Annotated in this window: 13 protein-coding genes; 5 read left to right on the top strand and 8 right to left on the bottom strand. The window is 74.2% G+C overall.

Features of this window, described 5'->3' with window-relative positions; all coding sequences use genetic code 11:
* Positions 1–12: 12 nt before the first annotated feature.
* From ACH4NX_RS05180 to crtI, 3 genes are read right to left on the bottom strand one after another with little or no spacing between them, the layout of a single operon-like run.
* On the bottom strand, positions 13–1,059 hold the full coding sequence (locus tag ACH4NX_RS05180) for a DUF5914 domain-containing protein (RefSeq protein WP_398126942.1): 1,047 nt from the start codon (positions 1,057–1,059) through the stop codon (positions 13–15).
* A complete protein-coding gene (locus ACH4NX_RS05175) occupies positions 1,056–2,069 on the bottom strand; it encodes a phytoene/squalene synthase family protein (protein WP_351400153.1) in 1,014 nt (337 codons plus the stop codon). The genes ACH4NX_RS05180 and ACH4NX_RS05175 overlap by 4 nt, the downstream gene beginning before the upstream one ends.
* Positions 2,066–3,583: a phytoene desaturase family protein gene (gene crtI / locus ACH4NX_RS05170; protein ID WP_351400154.1), complete on the bottom strand. Its 1,518-nt coding sequence runs from the start codon at positions 3,581–3,583 to the stop codon at positions 2,066–2,068. The genes ACH4NX_RS05175 and crtI overlap by 4 nt, the downstream gene beginning before the upstream one ends.
* A 439-nt stretch (positions 3,584–4,022) precedes the next feature.
* Here crtI and ACH4NX_RS05165 point away from each other — a divergent pair, with 439 nt between their 5' ends.
* The 3 genes from ACH4NX_RS05165 (at position 4,023) to ACH4NX_RS05155 (ending at position 7,686) form a co-directional block, all read left to right on the top strand.
* A complete protein-coding gene (locus tag ACH4NX_RS05165) occupies positions 4,023–5,225 on the top strand; it encodes a lycopene cyclase family protein (RefSeq protein ID WP_351400155.1) in 1,203 nt (400 codons plus the stop codon).
* A 101-nt stretch (positions 5,226–5,326) separates the two neighbouring features.
* Positions 5,327–6,136, top strand: a complete 810-nt coding sequence (locus ACH4NX_RS05160) for a methyltransferase domain-containing protein (protein ID WP_398126943.1) — start codon at positions 5,327–5,329, stop codon at positions 6,134–6,136.
* Positions 6,133–7,686 (top strand): FAD-dependent oxidoreductase, encoded by a 1,554-nt coding sequence (locus ACH4NX_RS05155; RefSeq protein WP_398126944.1) that lies wholly within the window; start codon positions 6,133–6,135, stop codon positions 7,684–7,686. The genes ACH4NX_RS05160 and ACH4NX_RS05155 overlap by 4 nt, the downstream gene beginning before the upstream one ends.
* A 17-nt stretch (positions 7,687–7,703) precedes the next feature.
* Here ACH4NX_RS05155 and ACH4NX_RS05150 read toward each other — a convergent pair whose 3' ends face one another.
* The 3 genes from ACH4NX_RS05150 to ACH4NX_RS05140 all read right to left on the bottom strand — a co-directional run bounded on the left by ACH4NX_RS05150 (position 7,704) and on the right by ACH4NX_RS05140 (position 10,795).
* Positions 7,704–8,585 carry an SDR family oxidoreductase gene (locus tag ACH4NX_RS05150; protein WP_351400158.1) on the bottom strand — a complete coding sequence of 294 codons (882 nt, stop codon included), beginning with the start codon at positions 8,583–8,585 and terminating at the stop codon, positions 7,704–7,706.
* Between the two features lie 91 nt (positions 8,586–8,676).
* On the bottom strand, positions 8,677–10,296 hold the full coding sequence (locus tag ACH4NX_RS05145) for an NAD(P)/FAD-dependent oxidoreductase (RefSeq protein WP_351400159.1): 1,620 nt from the start codon (positions 10,294–10,296) through the stop codon (positions 8,677–8,679).
* Positions 10,289–10,795, bottom strand: coding sequence for an SRPBCC family protein (locus ACH4NX_RS05140; RefSeq protein WP_351400160.1), 507 nt, complete (start codon positions 10,793–10,795; stop codon positions 10,289–10,291). The genes ACH4NX_RS05145 and ACH4NX_RS05140 overlap by 8 nt, the downstream gene beginning before the upstream one ends.
* Positions 10,796–11,097: 302 nt before the next feature.
* Between ACH4NX_RS05140 and ACH4NX_RS05135 the strand changes: the two genes are divergently transcribed.
* Positions 11,098–12,279 (top strand): S1 family peptidase, encoded by a 1,182-nt coding sequence (locus tag ACH4NX_RS05135; RefSeq protein WP_351400161.1) that lies wholly within the window; start codon positions 11,098–11,100, stop codon positions 12,277–12,279.
* A gap of 131 nt (positions 12,280–12,410) precedes the next feature.
* Here the strand turns inward: ACH4NX_RS05135 and ACH4NX_RS05130 are convergent, their stop codons facing one another.
* Together ACH4NX_RS05130 and ACH4NX_RS05125 are read right to left on the bottom strand one after the other, a co-directional pair.
* Complete coding sequence (locus ACH4NX_RS05130) at positions 12,411–12,854, bottom strand: hypothetical protein (protein ID WP_351400162.1); 444 nt, start codon at positions 12,852–12,854, stop codon at positions 12,411–12,413.
* Positions 12,855–13,057: 203 nt separating this feature from the next.
* Positions 13,058–14,422 (bottom strand): cation:proton antiporter, encoded by a 1,365-nt coding sequence (locus ACH4NX_RS05125; protein ID WP_398126945.1) that lies wholly within the window; start codon positions 14,420–14,422, stop codon positions 13,058–13,060.
* Positions 14,423–15,528: 1,106 nt separating this feature from the next.
* On the opposite strand from ACH4NX_RS05125, the gene ctaD reads away from it, so the two are divergent.
* Positions 15,529–17,247: a cytochrome c oxidase subunit I gene (gene ctaD, locus ACH4NX_RS05120; protein ID WP_351400165.1), complete on the top strand. Its 1,719-nt coding sequence runs from the start codon at positions 15,529–15,531 to the stop codon at positions 17,245–17,247.
* The last annotated feature ends 22 nt before the right edge of the window (positions 17,248–17,269 follow it).

Genomic DNA, 17,269 nt, shown 5'->3' with positions numbered 1-17,269 from the left:
TGTCCTCTCCGGTCAGCCGGGGAACCGGCCGCGGTCGCGCAGGTGTCTGCGGCGTTCGGCGTAGGCGAGGTCGTCGCGCCACAGACGGCCGGCGGCAGCGCGCATCAGCGGGCGCAGGGCGGGTGCCAGGCGGCGGGCCACGGGGAATCCCGGCCGGTCGGAGGTGGCGAGCACCGCCTCGACGACCGCGGTGCGCGGCCGGCCGCTTCCGTCCGGGCCGAGCGGCGTGGCGTGGCTCTCCACGACGGACCCGGTGCCTTCGCCGTCGGTGATGCGCATGACGACGGTGCGGGGTTCCGGCGCGGTGAACTCGGCCCGTACGGGTACGACGAGCCGGCCGGTGAGCCTGAAGGAGACGTCCACGACGAAGCGGTCGTCGTCCTCGCCCTCGGCGGACGTCCCGCCGGGCGTTTCGACGGGTGTCTCGACGGGTGTCTCGACGACGGTGAGGTCCACGAAGGAGTACGGGTGGAACCAGGCGCCGTGCCACGGGTCGAGCCGGTTGGCGACGACGTCCTCGGGTTCGCAGATCCCGACTCCGCGCCAGACGGACGTCAGCGCCGTCGCCCGCGGTGGCCTGGCGGGTACGACGGGCGCCGGGGCCGGTGGCTCCTCCCCCACCGCGTCCAGCCGCACCCACACCAGTACGCCGTCGTCGTGGACCGGCCAGGGCTCCCACCCGGCGAACGGGGTGCCGTCCAGGGCGAGTCCGTGCCAGTGGCACACGAGTGTCCCGCACCGTAGCGGGCTGTCGGCCAGCGGGGCGCCGAGGTGGGGGCACGCGCCGGGCCCGCCCACCAGGCGCCCGCGCCCGTCCCGCCAGACGACGACCTCCACGCCGGCGACCGTGCCCGACAGCGGGCGGTCGGGCCGTACGCCGGAGCTCGCGCCGAGGACGTACCAGTTGCCCGAGGGGCGTGCCAGGGCGCGCTCGAGCGCCCCGGCGATGACGGCGGGCCGGGCCTCGCGCCAGGTGGGCCGCTGCCGCTGCCAGGGGACGGGGCGGCGGCGCAGCCGCAGGGGGAAGCGGCCCCGGCGGGGGCGGGGGGTCGCACTCATCCGGCCTCCTTGGCGGAGCGGGAGCAGACGTCGTTCGGACTCGGCACGGGCGGGGTCCGGTGGGCGGCGGAGCCACGTGCCTTCAGCCGGGCGGCCAGCACCCTCGCCAGTCCGTCGGCCGCGACGACCGCGCGCCGGCGGCGGCGCACCACCGCGCGCCGGTGCAGTACCGCGTACCCGTCGGCCGCGATGGCGTCGAGGATGGTCCGGTAGAGGACGTACGCGGTACGGATGCACGGTCGCGCGACCGGGTCCAGCATGGCCAGTCCGGGCGCGGCCTCACGGTAGACGGCGCGGGTGAGGGCCTCGGCGGCCCTCAGCGCGGCGGTGATGCGGGGGTCGTGGCGGCCGGTGCGCCTGCTCCACAGCAGCAGGTCCCGCTGGACGCCGTGCGCGGCCAGCAGGTCCGCCGGGAGGTAGATCCGGCCCCGGTCCAGGTCCTCGCCGACGTCACGCAGGAAGTTGGTCAGCTGGAAGGCGACGCCCAGCGCGGCGGCGTGCGGCGCGGCCCGGGCGCGGGCGGTCACGGTGCCGAGCACGGGCAGCATCTGGAGGCCGATGACGGCGGCCGAGCCGTGCATGTAGGCGCGCAGGTCGTCGTAGCTGGCGTAGTCGGTGACCGTGAGGTCGCTGCGCATCGAGGCCATGAAGTCGGTGAAGTGCGCCGGGTCGATGGCGTACCGGGCGGCGGTGTCCGCCAGGGCGAGCACGACGGGTTCCGCGGTGGGCCGGGCACCGGTCAGCGCCTGCCGCAGCTGCTCTTCGAGGCAGGCCAGGGTGGCCGCCCGTTCGGCGGCGGTCGCGTCCGTGCCCAGGTCGTCGACGATGTCGTCCGCCCACCGTGCGAAGCCGTACAGGGCGTGCACGGCCGGCCTGCGGTCGGCGGGCAGGAGGCGGGTCGCCAGGAAGTAGGTGCGTCCGTGGCGGGCGTTGAGGAGCCGGCACCGGGTGTAGGCGGCGCGCAGGGCCGGGTCGGTGATGCCCGCGGCGTCCAGTTCGCGGTGGGTCATCGGCGCCCGCCCCTCGCCGCCGTGGCGCGTGCCGGTGTTCCGGTGATGCGGGCGGCGGCCAGCTTCCCGGAGATCAGCACGGTCGGCACGCCGACGCCCGGGGTGGTCCCGCAGCCCGCGAGGACCGCGTTGTCCGTGCCGCGCACCAGGTTGCGGGGGCGGAAGGGCCCCGTCTGGGCGAAGGTGTGGGCGACGGAGAAGGGCGTGCCCGCGCCATGCCCCTGGGTGGTCCAGTCGGCGGGCGTCACCAGGCACTCCTCCTCGATGGCGGTGGCGATGCCGGTCAGTCCCCGGCGTTCCAGGGTGGTGAGCAGGCGGTCGCGGTAGCGGGGAGCGAGGTCGGTCCACTCCCGGGCGCCCGGTCCGATGTCGGTGTTGGGGCAGGGCGCGAGGACGTAGTGGAGATGGCGGCCCTCGGGGGCCAGGGAGGGGTCACCGGCGGTGGGCCGGGTGATCAGCAGCGACGGGTCGGTCATGAGGGTGCCGGTCCTGGTCAGTTCGTCGAAGGTCCGGTGCCACGCGGCGCCGAAGGAGAGCGTGTGGTGGGCGAGGTGCGGCCAGGTGCGGGTGGTGCCGGCGTGCAGGACGACGGCGGAGGGCGCGTGCCGCAGCCCGACCGGGCGGCGCGGGCGGCGGCCCAGCAGCCGGTGGACGACGGGCAGGTCGGGGGTGAGGACGACGGCGTCGCACGGGATGCGCTCGTGGGCGGTGACGACGGCGGTGACGCGGTTGCCGGAGCGTTCCAGCCGGGTGACGTCCTGTCCGAGGCGCAGGTCGGCTCCGGCGTCGGCGGCGGCGTCCGCCATGGCGCGGGGCAGGGCGTGCATGCCGCCGCGCGGGAAGTACACGCCGGCGACGGTGTCCATGTAGGCGATGACGGCGTAGGCGGCCAGCGCCCGGGCCGGTGCGACACCGGCGTACAGGGCCTGGAAGGAGAAGACGCGCTTGAGCCGCTCGTCCGTCAGGAACCGTCCGATGCGCGCGTCCAGCCGGCCGAAGCCGCCGAGGGCGGCGAGCCGGGCCAGGTCGGGGGTGAGCAGGCCGAGCGGCGAGTCGAAGTTGGCGTCGATGAACCGGCGCATCTGCACGTCGTGGAGCTGCCGCAGCCAGGTGCGCAGCCGCCGGTATCCGGCCGCCTCCCGGGCCCCGGCGAACCGTTCGACCTCGGCCTCCATGGCTACGGCGTCGGTGTGGACGTCCAGGGTGCCGCCGTCGGCGAAGCACGCCCGGTAGGCGGGGTGGAGGGGGAGGAGTTCGACGCGGTCGGCCAGCCGGTCGCCGACGGCGGCGAACGCCTCGTCGGCCAGATGGGGCATCGTCAGGACGGTGGGGCCCGTGTCGAGTCGGTAGCCGCCGAGTTCGCGCCGTCCGGCCCGGCCGCCGGGCAGCGGGTCGCGTTCCACGACCGTCACCCGCCGTCCGGAGCCCAGCAGGTGCAGGGCGGCGGACAGGCCCGCGAGCCCCGCCCCGACGACCACGACGTGGTCGGTGCGGCCGGTCACGGTCCGTGTCATCGCGGGTCCTTGCCCGCGGGCGACCGGTGACGCGGCTGTTCCCTGCTCTCGTCGGCCGTGCTGGAGCGCATCCCGGGTCCTCTCGTCGTCGGCTGCGGGGGTGAGCCATGTCGGGTACGTCGGCTGTCGCGGCTACTTCCGCCGAGCGGCACTCCTCGGATGCACCGTGCGGGGCCCGGCCACGGCCACGGCCGCAGGCGGGTGGGGTGACTCGGCGTCATCCCTTCCCCCGTCGCCCGCGGCACGATGCCGCGCCGGTCCGTTCACGCCCGGTAGTCACCCGCTCGGCGGGTACCCGCCCTGGGGACGTCCAGCGCGCCGTGCATCCACGGACGGCGGGGGACCGGAATACTCCGCCGAAAGCCGAAAGCCGCAGCGGGGCGGGACGGCCGGACCGGCGGGCTTTCGGACCGGCGGGCAGGCGGAAGGGAGGTGAACCGTGGTCGACGCGGACATCGTCGTCGTGGGTGCCGGGGCGGCGGGTCTCTCCCTGGTGCACAGGCTCCCGGCGGGGACTCCGCGTGCCGCGGCGCCCACCGCGGTCCTGGTCGATCCGCCGCCCGGTCCGCTGCGGGCCCCACGCCGCACCTGGTGCTTCTGGGAGTCCGGTCCCGGCCGCTTCGACGCGGCGACGACGGCGTCGTGGGAGTGGCTGCGGGTACGCGGCCGGGACGGAGCGGTCGTCCTGCGGCACATCGCGCCCGCGCGCTACAAGATGATCCGCTCGGACGACTTCGAGGCACTGGTGGACCGCGACCTGAAGGACCGGCCGGGGCTGCGGCGCCTGGAGGCGACCGCCGGAACGGTCACCACCCTGCCGGACGGGACCGCGTGCGTGCCGGCCACGGACGCGAGGGGAGCCCACGTCGGCCTGCGTGCCCGCTGGGTCTTCGACTCCCGCCCACCGGACCGCCTGCCGCCGGCCCGCACCCGCCTCCTCCAGCACTTCCGCGGCTGGTTCGTCCGCACCGAACGGCCGGTCTTCGATCCGGGGGTGGTCGACCTGATGGACTTTCGCACCGGGCAGCCGGGACGTGGCCTGTCCTTCGGCTACGTCCTCCCGACCGGGCGGCACACCGCGCTGGTCGAGTACACCGAGTTCGGACCGGCGCCGCTGACGTCCGACGCGTACGACAGCGCCCTGGAGGACTACACGCGCCGCGTCCTGCGCACCGGCGCCACGGAGGTCCTGTCGACGGAGCAGGGGGTGATCCCGATGACCGACGCCGCCTTCGAGCGGCGGGCCGAGGGCTCCGGGGCCGTCTTCCGTATCGGGGCCGCGGGCGGGGCGACGCGCGCCTCCACCGGGTACACGTTCGCCGCCGTGCAGCGGCAGTCCGACGCCATCGCCCGGGCCGTGCGCGCGGGCCGCCGCCCGGTGCCGCCGCCTCCGCACCCGGCGCGGGCCCGGCTGATGGACGCGGTACTGCTGCGCGCGCTGGACACCGGCCGGGTGGACGGCCCCGACCTCTTCTTCCGGCTGTTCGAGCGCGTACCCGCCGGGCGGCTGCTGCGCTTCCTCGACGGGCGGTCCCGGCTGTACGAGGACCTCGCGGTCGGAGTGCGCACCCCCGTCCTGCCGATGCTGCGTACGGCGGCGGAGCTGCCGTGGCTGTCGCGCCGGGACGACCCCGTCCGTTGAGCGGCACCCGTCCGAAACCCATCCGGTCCGAAACCCATCCCGTCCGAGAGCCACCCTCCGAAAGAACCGTCCGAAAGCCGCCCGTCCTTCAGGGAGCCCCGATGCCGCCCTTGCTGCGCGACTCCGCGCTGACCGCCGCCTTCGACCACGGCGCCGGCCGCTACGACCGCCTGGTCGCGCTCAACCCGGGATACCACGCCCAGTTGCTCCGCTCCGCCCGCCGGCTCGGCCTCACGGACGGCGGCGCCGGACGCCGGGTACTTGACCTGGGCTGCGGCACGGGAGCGTCGACGGCGGCGCTGGCCGCGGCCTTCCCCGCCGCGGAGATCGTCGGGGTGGACGCCTCGGCGGGCATGCTGGAGCGGGCCCGGGCCAAGCGGTGGCCGTCGCGGGTGCGCTTCGTGCACGCCCCGGCGGAGGAACTGCACCGGGCCGAGGTGGGCGGACCCTTCGACGCGGTCCTCGCCGGCTACCTGTTCCGGAACCTGACCGACCCCGACGCCGTCCTGCGCACGGTGCACGGGCTGCTGACTCCCGGTGGCAGGCTGGCGGTGCACGAGTACGCGCTCGGCGGGCGGCGTGTGGACCGTCTCGTGTGGGACGCGGTGTGCCGGGGCGTCATCCTGCCGCTGGGCACGGCCACGGGCGACCGAGACCTGTACCGGCATCTGTGGCGCAGCGTCGCGGCGTTCGACACCGCACCGGCGTTCGGCGCGAGGCTGGGCCGGGCCGGGTTCGAGAGGGTCCGGGTCCTGCCGCTGCCGGGCTGGCAGACGGGCATCACCCACACCTTCGTCGGCCGCCGCGCCGACACGGAGACGTACGACGCGCAGACGGACGGGGCCGAGGCGGGCGGCACGCGGACGGAGCGTGCGCGGTCGGGTGGCGTGGGGGAAGGCGGTGTCCGGTGAGGCGGCGGGGCGGGGCGGCGCTGCCGGGGCGGGACCGGCGGGCGCAGGCCGTCGTCCCCCGGGCGGGACGGGAGCGGGTGACCGGTGATCCGCCGTCCGTGGCGGTGGTCGGAGGCGGCATCGCGGGGCTGGCGGCGGCGACCGTGCTGGCGGAGCGGGGAGTCCGGGTGGTGCTGCACGAGCGCGAACCCGTGCTCGGCGGCCGGGTGTCCGGCTGGCCGGTCGGCCTGCCCGACGGCACGTCCGCCACGATGAGCCGCGGCTTCCACGCCTTCTTCCGCCAGTACTACAACCTGCGGAGTCTGCTGCGCCGGTCCGATCCCGAGCTGGGCATGCTGACCGGCCTGCCGGACTATCCGCTGCGGCACAGCAGCGGGCTGTGCGACGGTTTCCGCCGGGTGCCGCGCACTCCCCCGTTCAGCGCCCTCGGCTTCGTCGCCCTGAGCCCCAGCTTCGGGCTGCGCGACCTGCCGGCCCTGCGGCCCGCCGCTGCCCTGCCGCTCCTGGACATCCGTACGCGCCGTGTCCACGAGCGGCTGGACGACGTCAGCGCCCACGACTTCCTCGACGCCATCGGCTTCCCCGCGGCCGCACGGCATCTGGCCTTCGAGGTGTTCTCGCGCAGCTTCTTCGCCGACCCGCGGGAGCTGTCGGCCGCGGAGATGGCGCTGATGTTCCACATCTACTTCCTCGGCTCCAGCGAGGGACTGCTGTTCGACGTCCCCGGTGAGCCGTTCCCGCAGGCGCTGTGGGACCCGCTCGCGGCTCATCTGGGGCGGCACGGCGCCGAGGTGCGGACGAGTACGTCCGTCGAGGCCGTCCGGCCCGGTCCGTCCGGCGGCCACCTGGTGGTCGACGCCGCCGGTGCCCGGCCGTACGACGCGGTCGTGCTCGCTCTGGACACCGGCGGCCTGCGGGAGGTGGTGGGCCGCTCCCCGCGCCTGGGTGACGCCGGGTGGCGCGAGCGGGTGGCACGGCTACGGACCGCTCCGCCCTTCCTGGTCACCCGGCTGTGGCTGGACCGTCCGGTGGCGTCCGGCCGGCCCGGCTTCCTCGGCACCAGCGGCTACGGCTCGCTGGACAACGTCAGCGTGCTGTCCCACTGGGAGGGCGAGGCCGCGCGCTGGGCGGCGCGTACCGGAGGTTCGGTCGTCGAGCTCCACGCCTACGCCCTCCCGTCGACGGCCGTCCGGGAGGTCGAGGAGAAGCGCCTCGTCGACCAGTTGCACCAGGTGTATCCGGAGACCAGGGAGGCCCGCGTCATGGGGGAGCGGCACGAGTGGCGGGCGGACTGCCCGCTGTTCACCGTCGGCGGCTACCGTGACCGTCCGACGGTCCGCACGTGCGACCCGTCCGTCGTGGTCGCCGGGGACCTGGTCCGTACGGATCTGCCCGTGGCCCTGATGGAACGCGCCGCCACCTCCGGGTTCCTCGCGGCCAACGCGCTGCTCGAGCGGTGGGGCGTACGGGGGGAGACCCTGTGGACGGTGCCGGACCAGGGGCGCTCGGCACTGCTGCGGGCCGTGGCGCGACGGTTCGGGGCGCGCTGACCACGGTCCCCGTGGCGCTACGCCCCCGTCCCCTCGGCCGCGCGGTCGGCCCGCCCGCCCGCGCCGAGCGGACCGGTCGGGTCCATGGCGCCCTCGGCCTCCAGCCGGGGCAGCTCGCGGCGGGACAGCCGCAGGACCATCGGCGGCAGGGTGCTGCGCCCGACCTGGGCCAGGCGCAGCCAGCCGGGCACGTACACGGCCGTACGGCGGCGCTCCACGGCGCGGACCAGCCGGGCGGCGACATGGTCCGCCGGGTAGGTGCGGCGGGCAGGAGGCGGCATGTGCCCCCGCAGCTCGCGCAGGACCGCGTACCGGTCGGCGTCGCGGATCATGTCGGTGTCGATCCAGTTGAGGTAGGCGATGCCCACGGCGACCCCGTGATGGCCCACCTCGGCGCGCAGCGAGTGGTTGAAGGCCTCCACACCCGCCTTGGCGGCGCAGTACGCGCTCATCATGGGGGCGGCGCCGAGCGAGGCCAGCGAGGCGATCTGTAGGTGGTATCCCTCGGTGCGGAACAGGTCCGGCAGGAAGGCCCGGGCCGTGTGGGCGCTGCCGGTCAGGTTCACGTCGATGACGCGCCGCCACTCGGCGGGGTCCGAGGTGGCGAACGGGCCGCCCTCCGCGATGCCGGCGTTCGCCACCACGACCGACGGCGGCCCCAGACGGCCGCGGACCTCGGTGGCCGCCTCCTCCAGCGCGGCGGGGTCGGTGACGTCGACCTCGACGGCGATCGCCGGGGCCGGCAGGTCCGCCGCCACGGCGTCCAGTCGCGGCTTCTCGTGGCCGAGCAGCGCGAGCCGGGCGCCCCGGCGGGCGCACGCCAGGGCCAGGGCGGCGCCCAGTCCGCGGGCGGCGCCGGTCACCACGACGGTGCGGTTCTGGAGGGGGCTGCCTGTCACCGTTGGGCCCTTTCCTCGGGAACACGGATGGTGGTCGAGGGGGGTGGGTGGTCGAGGGGGCTGGGCGGTCGGCCGGTCCCACGCCGGCGTCTCATCGTTTGTCGCCCACGCGGTCGCGGCGGGTGAGGGTGCGCTGCACCCGAGTGAGGCCGGCGAACCGGTGCTGTCGCAGGGCGGCGCGCGCGGCGTTGGACCCGGGCGCCCCGTGCACTCCGCCTCCCGGGTGGGTGCCCGCGGAGGCGAGGAAGAGCCCGGCCACCGGGGTCTCCGGCCGCCCGGTGCCCGGCACGGGCCTGAAGACGAGCTGCTGGTGCATGGCGGCGGTACCGCCGTTGATGGCGCCGCCCTCCAGGTTGGCGTTCATGGCCTGGAGCGTCGGCGGGGCCAGCACCCGCCGGGCCCGGATCAGCGCGCGGAAGCCGGGCGCGAAGCGTTCCACCTGACGCTCGACGCGGTCGGCCATGAGTTCCCGCTCCCTGGTGTCCCAGCTGCCGGTGATGCCCTCCTCGCCCGCGTCGGCCCGGATGTCGTGGGGGACGTGGGTGTAGGCCCACGCGGACTCGGTGCCCCCCGGCGAGCGGGTCGGGTCCGTGGTCGTCATCTGGCCGAAGAGCGAGAAGGGGCGGTCGGGGACCCGCCGCATGGCGATCTGGGCGGCGAACCGGGTCAGCTCGTCCAGACCGTCGGCCAGATGCACGGTCCCGGCCCGGGCCGCGTCCTCGCACCGCCAGGGCACGGGGCCGTCCAGCGCCCAGTCCACCTTGAAGGTGGCGAAGTCCCACTGGAAGCGCCGCAGGTCGGCGAGGACCTGGTCCGGCAGGTGCTCCGGGGCGACCAGATCGCCGTAGAGCGCGGGCACGGAGACGTCCGCGAGGACGGCCCGCCGTGCGGTGACCGTCTCCCCGCCGGCCGTACGGACGCCCACCGCGCGCCGGTCGCGCACCAGGACGTGCTCGACGCGCTGTCCGCAGCGCAGGGTGCCGCCGCGCGCCCGCAACCGGTGGACCAGGGCCGCGGTGAGGGCGCCGGAGCCGCCGACCGGCACGGGAAAGCCGTAGGTCTGTCCGAGCATCGACATCAGCCAGCCGAAGCCGCCGCTGCCGGCCGCCTCGGGCGCGAGGTCGGCGTGCAGGGCGTTGCCGGCCAGGAGCAGTTTTCCGCCCTCGCCTCGGAACTCCTCCTCTCCCAGGCGGCGCACCGGCAGTACCAGGGTGCGCGCCAGCCGGAGCCCGCCCCCGCCGCGCAGCCGCAGCGCCAGCCGGGCACCGGCCCGGACCGGGGGGAAAGGCGTGAAGAGGGCGTCCAGGATGTCGGCCCGGTAGCGGTCCCACACCTCGTGCAGGCGGTCCCAGGCGGCGCCGTCCCCGGGTGCGAAGGCATCGAGGGAGGCGGCCGTGGTGCCGACGTCGCGGTCGAGTACCGCGCACGTGCCGTCGGTCAGGGGGTGGGCGAGTACGTGGGGGGCGTGGCCCCAGCGCAGCCCGTGGTCCTCCAGCCGCAGTCCGGCCAGGACGGGGGACGCGGCGGCGAGCGGGTAGAAGGAACTGAACAGGTCGTTGACGAAACCGGGGGCGACCTCGCTGTCGTGGCGCACCGCTCCGCCCGGCTCTGGCTGCTCCTCCAGTACCTCCACGCTCCAGCCGGCGTCCGCCAGCAGGTTCGCCGCCACCAGCCCGTTGGGGCCGGCCCCGATCACGACGGCGTCAGGCACGGCCGGTCTCCGCACCGAACTCCACGGACCCGGCCCGCTCCTCGGGATCCGGCCGGCACTCGTCCCCGGACTCGGACTCGCACAGCTCGGCGAGCCGGGCCAGCATCGCGCGGTGCCGCACCTGGATCAGCGCCTCGACGCCCACGTTGTGCAGCAGGCCACCGGGACCGCGCAGCGGGTGTTCGTCCACGAGCACCAGGCACTGCTCGCCCCAGGGGCGCAGTTCGATGGCGATGCGGGCCGTGCCGAGCCTGCCCGCCTTCGCCTCGAGCTCCAGTACGGAGCCCTCCACGCAGTGTCTGACCACCGACTCGTTGTTCAGCCGCAGCGGCCCGACCCGCACCTCGTAGGCGATCGTCGCGCCGACCCGCGGCCACTGTCCGGTCTTGGGGGTGACCTCGGACGGGCCCACCACCCACTTCACGTACTGGTCGCCGTCCGCGAGCACGTCCCACACCGCCCGCGGGCTCGCCTGGATCAACCGATGCCGAACCGCCACGCGTGCCTCCCACGTCCAGAAGCCGTCACTACTGCAAGGACGCAGCACTGAGTGCCCCGTCCACGACCGGCCAACCGGCTCTTCCTTCTCTCCGCGACCCTGCGCGCCCCGCGCGCCCTGCGCGCCCCGCGCGCCCCGCGTGTGATCCCCGGACCGGCCCGACGAAAGGTCCTGCATTGGCATGGACCTGACGTTCCGCTCTGGCTAAGCTCGGACCAACCCAGATGAGAGCGCTCTCAGACCGCGGCTGTTCCACCCATCTGTTCCACCCCACCTTGCTGGAACGACGAAGGGCAACTCCCGTGAGACGCAGCAGAATCAGGCACCTCGGCCTGGCCGGCCTCCTCGTGCTCGGCAGCGGCCTGACCGCCGTCGGCACGCTGCCGGCCGCGGCGGCCGACTCCCCCATCGCCTCCGCCACCTCCGCCACCTCCGCCGAGGAACCGGCCTCCGCCGGTCTCCTGGACGCCATGCAGCGCGACTTCGGCCTCACCCGGGCCGAGGCGGAGGACCGGCTCGCGGCCGAACGCCGCGCCACCGACCTCGCGCCCACGGCCCGCCGGGCAGCCGGAGACGCCTTCGGCGGCTCCTGGTTCGACGCCGACCGCGGGCGACTCACCGTGGCCGTCACGTCGGACGCCACTCCCGCGACGGTCCGGGCCGTCGGCGCCACCGGCGCGCACGTGCGCACCGTCGAGCACAGCGCGCGTCAGCTCGACGCGGCCAAGACCCGCATCGACCGCCTGGACGCACCCGCCGGCGTCAGCAGCTGGCACGTCGACCCGGCCGCCAACTCGGTGGTCGTCGGCGTGGTCGAGGGCGAGCGTGGCGACAACGATGTCCGGCGCTTCGTGGGCCAGGCCCGCGAGGCCGGTCCCGTCACCGTGCGTACAGTCCCGTCGGCCCCGCAGACCCTCGCGGCGGGCACCGTCGGCGGCGACCCGTACTACACCGGCAACGTGCGCTGCTCCATCGGCTTCTCGGTGCACGGCGGATTCGTCACCGCCGGGCACTGCGGCGGTGCGGGAGGGGCGGTCCGCGGCTGGGACGGCTCGCACATCGGAACGTTCCAGGGATCGTCGTTCCCGGGCAACGACTACGCCTGGGTCAGCGTGGGCAGCGGCTGGTGGACGGTGCCGGTCGTGCTCGGCTGGGGCGCCACTCCCGACCGGCTGGTGCGCGGCTCGAACGAGGCACCCGTCGGTGCCTCGATCTGCCGCTCCGGCTCCACCACCCACTGGCACTGCGGCACGGTCCTCGCCAAGAACGAGACGGTCAACTACAGCCAGGGCGCGGTGCACCAGATGACCAAGACCAGCGTCTGCGCCGAGGGCGGCGACTCCGGCGGCTCCTTCATCAGCGGTGACCAGGCGCAGGGCGTCACCTCGGGCGGCTGGGGCAACTGCTCCAGCGGCGGGGAGACCTGGTACCAGCCCGTCAACGAGATACTGAACCGCTACGGGCTGACGCTGCACACTGCCTGACCCGGGGGCGGCGGGGAGGGCTTCGCCGGTGTCCGGCGGGGTCCTCCCCGACCGCCGGCCGGGGGCCCTTCCGAGTACCGGTCGGGACCCCGGCCGCCGGTCGCCGGTCGCGTGGGCCGGTCGAACGCCGGTCAGAAGTCGCCCGGCCGGGCGCCCGGCTCCGGTCCGTCGGGGCCGGTCGCCGTGGTCAGCCGGCGGTAGGCGGCCCGCGCGTGGACCAGGCGGGCCAGTGCCGTGCCGACGAGGGCCGCGCCGAGCAGACAGCCCAGCCAGACCGCGTCCCTCCGGCCGGCCCACGTCAGCGTGCCGGCGGGCGGGATGGCGAAGCCGTTGAGGGACAGCCAGCACAGGACGGCCGTTCCGGGGGCGGCCGTGAAGCGGGCGCAGAGCCCGAGCAGGGCCGCCAGCACGGAGAGCACGGCCAGCGCGAGTCCCGGACGGCCCGAGCCCATGGTGCCGTTGATGAGCGCCACCAGGGCGAGCGCGCCGCCGAAGGCTCCCGCCCACACCAGCGGAGCCGAGACCGGCCGGGGGACGGGTCTGGCTCCGCTGCCCAGGGGCACCCACTCGATCATCCTGACGGCTCCTTCCGGTCCCGGACGGTTCCGACCACGGCATCGGACACCGACCCTGCGGGCAGATTGTCCCACCGGGGCACCGAGGGGCGTACCGGCCGGGGACCTGACCGGGGATCATCGAAGACCTCCCGTACCGGCCGTACCGGCCGCGGACGGCGGCCGGTACGGCCGGTCCCGGACCGCCGGGGCCCTCCCCGCTCCTACCGCTCGGCGTCCGCGGGCTCCGAAGCGGAGGAAGAAGCCGCAGCCGAGGCCGATCCCGCAGCCGATCCCGCAGCCGAGGCCGAAGCCGAGGCCGAGTCCCGGGACGACACGGCGGCCGGCGGTTCGCCCGCCGCCGCGTCCCCGTCGGGCAGGCCACCCGCCACGCTGGCGGGCTTCCCCGCCCCGCCAAGCAGCCTCCCGGCGGCCCGCAGGGCACCGGCGAGCACGTGCGACTGTCCCGCGACGATGGGACCGAGGACGGCGAGGACGAGGACGTATCCGGCGATGAACGGCGCGAGCCTCCCGTCGAGTCCCGCGCCCGCGGCCATGGCGGCCAGGATCAGCGCGAACTCCCCGCGGGCCACCAGGGTGGTGGCGATCTCCGCGGCCTGCTCGGAGCCGTAGCGGTAGACCCAGGCGACGCACAGCCCGGCGATGACGTTCATGACGACGGTCAGGGCCGCCGCCGCGGCGACCGGGCCCGCGACGGAGGCGATGTCGCCGGGGTCGATGGCGAGCCCGAAGGCGAAGAAGAAGATCGCCGCGAAGGCGTCCCGCAGTGGGTGCACCAGTTCGCGGATCCGGGGTCCGGAGGGAGTGCCCGCGAGGATCAGCCCGACCATGAAGGCACCGATGGCGTCGGCGACGCCGAGGACCTCGGAGACGCCGGCGACGAGCACCGCGGCACCGAGGAAGCTGATGACGAGCAGCTCGTTGTCCCGGGTCGCGATCAGGCGGCCCACGAGCCGGGTGCCGTAACGGGCGGCGGCGGCCAGCACCAGCAGGAAGCCGAAGGCCTTGCCTGCCTGGAGGGCGATGTCCCAGGCACCGTGGGCGCCCGAGATGATCGGCTGGAGGGCGGCCAGATACAGCGCGAGGAAGATGTCCTCCACGACGATGACACCGAGGATCAGACGGGTCTCCGGGCGGCCGATCCGGCCCAGGTCGATGAGGATCTTGGTGACGATCGCGGAGGAGGAGATGCCGAGCACGCCGGCGAGTACCAGCGCCTCCCGCAAGCCCCAGCCGAGGACGAATCCGAAGGCGAGCCCGGCGCCGACGTTGAGCAGCAGGTAGACGCCGCCGGCGGTCAGCAGCCGTTTGCCGCCGGCCTTCAGGTCGTCGAGGTGGAACTCCAGGCCCAGGTAGAAGAGCAGCAGCACCAGTCCGAGCGCGGAGAGCATCTCGAAGTCGTGCGCGTCCTTAACCAGCACGAAACCGGGGGTGTGCGGGCCGAGCAGAATGCCGGCGAGCATGAACAGGGGGATGGTCGGAAGTCCGATCCTGCCGCCGAGACGGGCGAGGAACGCGGCGGCCAGAAAGGCGCCGCCCATGGCGAGCAGGGTGTCAGCGTGTCCCACGGGCCACCGCCTTCGACCGCGCGGAAGGTCGGGCGGGCTTCACTTGCCAGGGATGGATGCGCATTCTCCTTCGTCTGTGACACGTCATCTGTCGTACGGCCGGGCGCCTTCGACCGGCCGGTGCCGTGACACCGCTTCCGGACCGGAGCGGGACCGCGGAGCGCACGGGCGGACGCCCGGGCCGGACCGCGGAGCGCACGGGCGGACAGCCGCCCAAGCCGGACCGCGTCCACGGCACTACGCCAAGATGACCACCGGCCGCCTCGGCACTCGGGGTGCGGACGGCACACCCGGAACAGACCACGCGGCAACGCCCGCGAAGCGGGCGAGATGGGGCTTCCCGCAACGATCCCCGGCCCTCGAAACGATCCCCGGCCCTCGAAAAAGCCCCCGGGGCGCGGCGTCACTCCAGGGTCACACGCCGGGCCGGTGCGGGGATATCGGGGACGACACCCATAGTCTCCGGTGGCCGACACCCATCACCGGCCAGGGACGCGCGCCGTTCCACGGCCGCGAAGCACCCGCTGTACGGCGAAGAAGGTCACCGCTGTACGGCGAAGCGAGGCCCCCGCGGTACGGCGGGGAGGGACGCGCCGACGGCGGAGAGGGACGCGCCGTGGCTCCCGCCGACCGCCCCACGTCGTCCGCCCCGCCGCGGGATGCGACGGGGCGGACGACTTCGCGGACGGTCCGTCAGCACGGCGTGGCTGCCATCAGCTTCTCGAACGAAGCCATGCAGTCCGGGCAGTGACGTGCCCGTTCGCCGTCGGATGCCTCAATACGTTCGCGGAGTCGCTGTCCGCACAGGGTGGCCGCGGCCTGTTTGGCCATCACGTGCCACACCAACGCTCCGCCCGCCTTCTCCGGGCCCACGCACATTTCGTACATGATCGGCCTCCCAGCCTGGACGCCGCTGACACCCTCCAGGAGACACCGGATCGGCCGTCACCAGTAGCGCGCGGGGGCCATTCGGGTGACGGCCGCTTCGTCCCTCCGAGGAGATGTCGCACCCGGACGGATAGAAACGATCAGCCAACCGGTCCTACCTGCGTGGGCGCGTGACGTGGCGTCGGCGCGGGCGGCCGGGGTTCGGATGCTCTGGTCGGATGACGACACAGACCGAACCGATCACGCCCCTCCCGGCGGCGGAGCACCGCGCCGGCGGGCGGGTGATCGTCTCCTGGCTGACCACGACCGATCACAAGCGGATCGGCCATCTGTACCTCATCACGTCGTTCGGGTTCTTCCTGATCGCCGGGGTGCTGGCGATGCTGATCCGGGCGGAGCTGGCCCGGCCCGGGCTGCAGGTGCTCTCCAACGAGCAGTACAACCAGGCCTTCACGATGCACGGCACGATCATGCTGCTGCTGTTCGCCACCCCGACCTTCGCCGGATTCGCGAACGCGGTCATGCCGTTGCAGATCGGCTCCCCGGACGTGGCCTTCCCGCGGCTGAACATGTTGTCTTACTGGCTGTTCCTCTTCGGCGGGCTGATCGTGCTCGCCGGCTTCCTCACCCCGCAGGGCGCCGCGGACTTCGGCTGGACCGCGTACACACCGCTGAGCGGCCCGCTCCACGCGCCCTACCTCGGTGGTGACCTGTGGATCATGGGGCTGGCGCTGGCCGGGTTCGGCACCATCCTGGGGTCGGTCAACTTCATCACCACGATCATCTGCATGCGCGCACCCGGCCTGACCATCTTCCGCATGCCGATCTTCGTCTGGAACGTGCTGCTGACGTCGGTCCTGGTGCTGCTGGCCTTCCCGGTGCTGGCGGCGGCGCTGCTGGTGCTGGAGGCGGACCGGCACTTCGGCTCGCTGGTGTTCGCCCCCGAGAACGGCGGGGCGATCCTGTGGCAGCACCTCTTCTGGTTCTTCGGCCACCCCGAGGTGTACATCCTCGCGCTGCCGTTCTTCGGGGTGGTCACCGAGATCATCCCGGTCTTCGCCCGTAAGCCGGTATTCGGCTACATGGGGCTGGTCGGTGCCACCATCGCCATCGCCGGGCTGTCGGCCACCGTCTGGGCGCACCACATGTTCGCCACCGGCGCGGTGCTGCTGCCGTTCTTCTCGTTCCTGACGTATCTCATCGCCGTCCCCACCGGCGTGAAGTTCTTCAACTGGATCGGCACGATGTGGAAGGGGTCCCTGTCCTTCGAACCGCCGATGCTGTGGGCGGCCGGCTTCCTGGTGACGTTCCTCTTCGGCGGTCTGACCGGGGTGATCCTCGGTTCGCCGCCGCTGGACTGGCACGTCACCGACTCGTACTTCGTCGTGGCCCACTTCCACTACGTCCTGTTCGGCACGATCGTGTTCGCGATGTTCGGCGGATTCAGCTTCTGGTGGCCGAAGATGACGGGCCGCATGCTCGACCACCGGCTGGAGAAGGTGCACTTCTGGACGCTGTTCGTGGGCTTCCACACCACGTTCCTGGTGCAGCACTGGCTCGGTGTGGAGGGCATGCCTCGCCGGTACGCCGACTACCTGGCCGTCGACGGCTTCACGGCCCTCAACACCCTTTCCTCCATCGGCGCGTTCCTGCTGGGACTGTCCACGCTGCCGTTCCTGTACAACGTGTGGAAGACCGCCAGGTACGGTCGGCCGGTAGGGGTCGACGACCCGTGGGGGTACGGGCGTTCACTGGAGTGGGCGACGTCCTGTCCCCCGCCCCGCCACAACTTCCACGCGCTGCCGCGTGTGCGCTCCGAGTCTCCGGCCTTCGACCTCAACCACCCCGAACTGGTCCGCTTCGACCAGGCGGAGCAGACGGGACGGCGGGACGCCGTGGAGCCGGGGCGGGGGCAAGGGCACAAGGGCGACCGTTAGTACCGGCCGGTGCCGACTGGTG

The sequence above is a fragment of the Streptomyces sp. NPDC017225 genome (genome assembly GCF_044331465.1).
Classification (GTDB): Bacteria; Actinomycetota; Actinomycetes; order Streptomycetales; family Streptomycetaceae; genus Streptomyces.
This window is presented reverse-complemented; position numbering and strand designations above follow the sequence as displayed.

Excerpts from the sequence above, each read along its gene's own strand:
- ACH4NX_RS05180 (WP_398126942.1), bottom strand. The coding sequence starts at position 1,059 with ATGAGTGCGACCCCCCGCCCCCGCCGGGGCCGCTTCCCCCTGCGGCTG.
- ACH4NX_RS05175 (WP_351400153.1), bottom strand. The coding sequence starts at position 2,069 with ATGACCCACCGCGAACTGGACGCCGCGGGCATCACCGACCCGGCCCTG.
- crtI (WP_351400154.1), bottom strand. The coding sequence starts at position 3,583 with ATGACACGGACCGTGACCGGCCGCACCGACCACGTCGTGGTCGTCGGG.
- ACH4NX_RS05160 (WP_398126943.1), top strand. The coding sequence starts at position 5,327 with ATGCCGCCCTTGCTGCGCGACTCCGCGCTGACCGCCGCCTTCGACCAC.
- ACH4NX_RS05130 (WP_351400162.1), bottom strand. The coding sequence starts at position 12,854 with ATGATCGAGTGGGTGCCCCTGGGCAGCGGAGCCAGACCCGTCCCCCGG.
- ctaD (WP_351400165.1), top strand. The coding sequence starts at position 15,529 with ATGACGACACAGACCGAACCGATCACGCCCCTCCCGGCGGCGGAGCAC.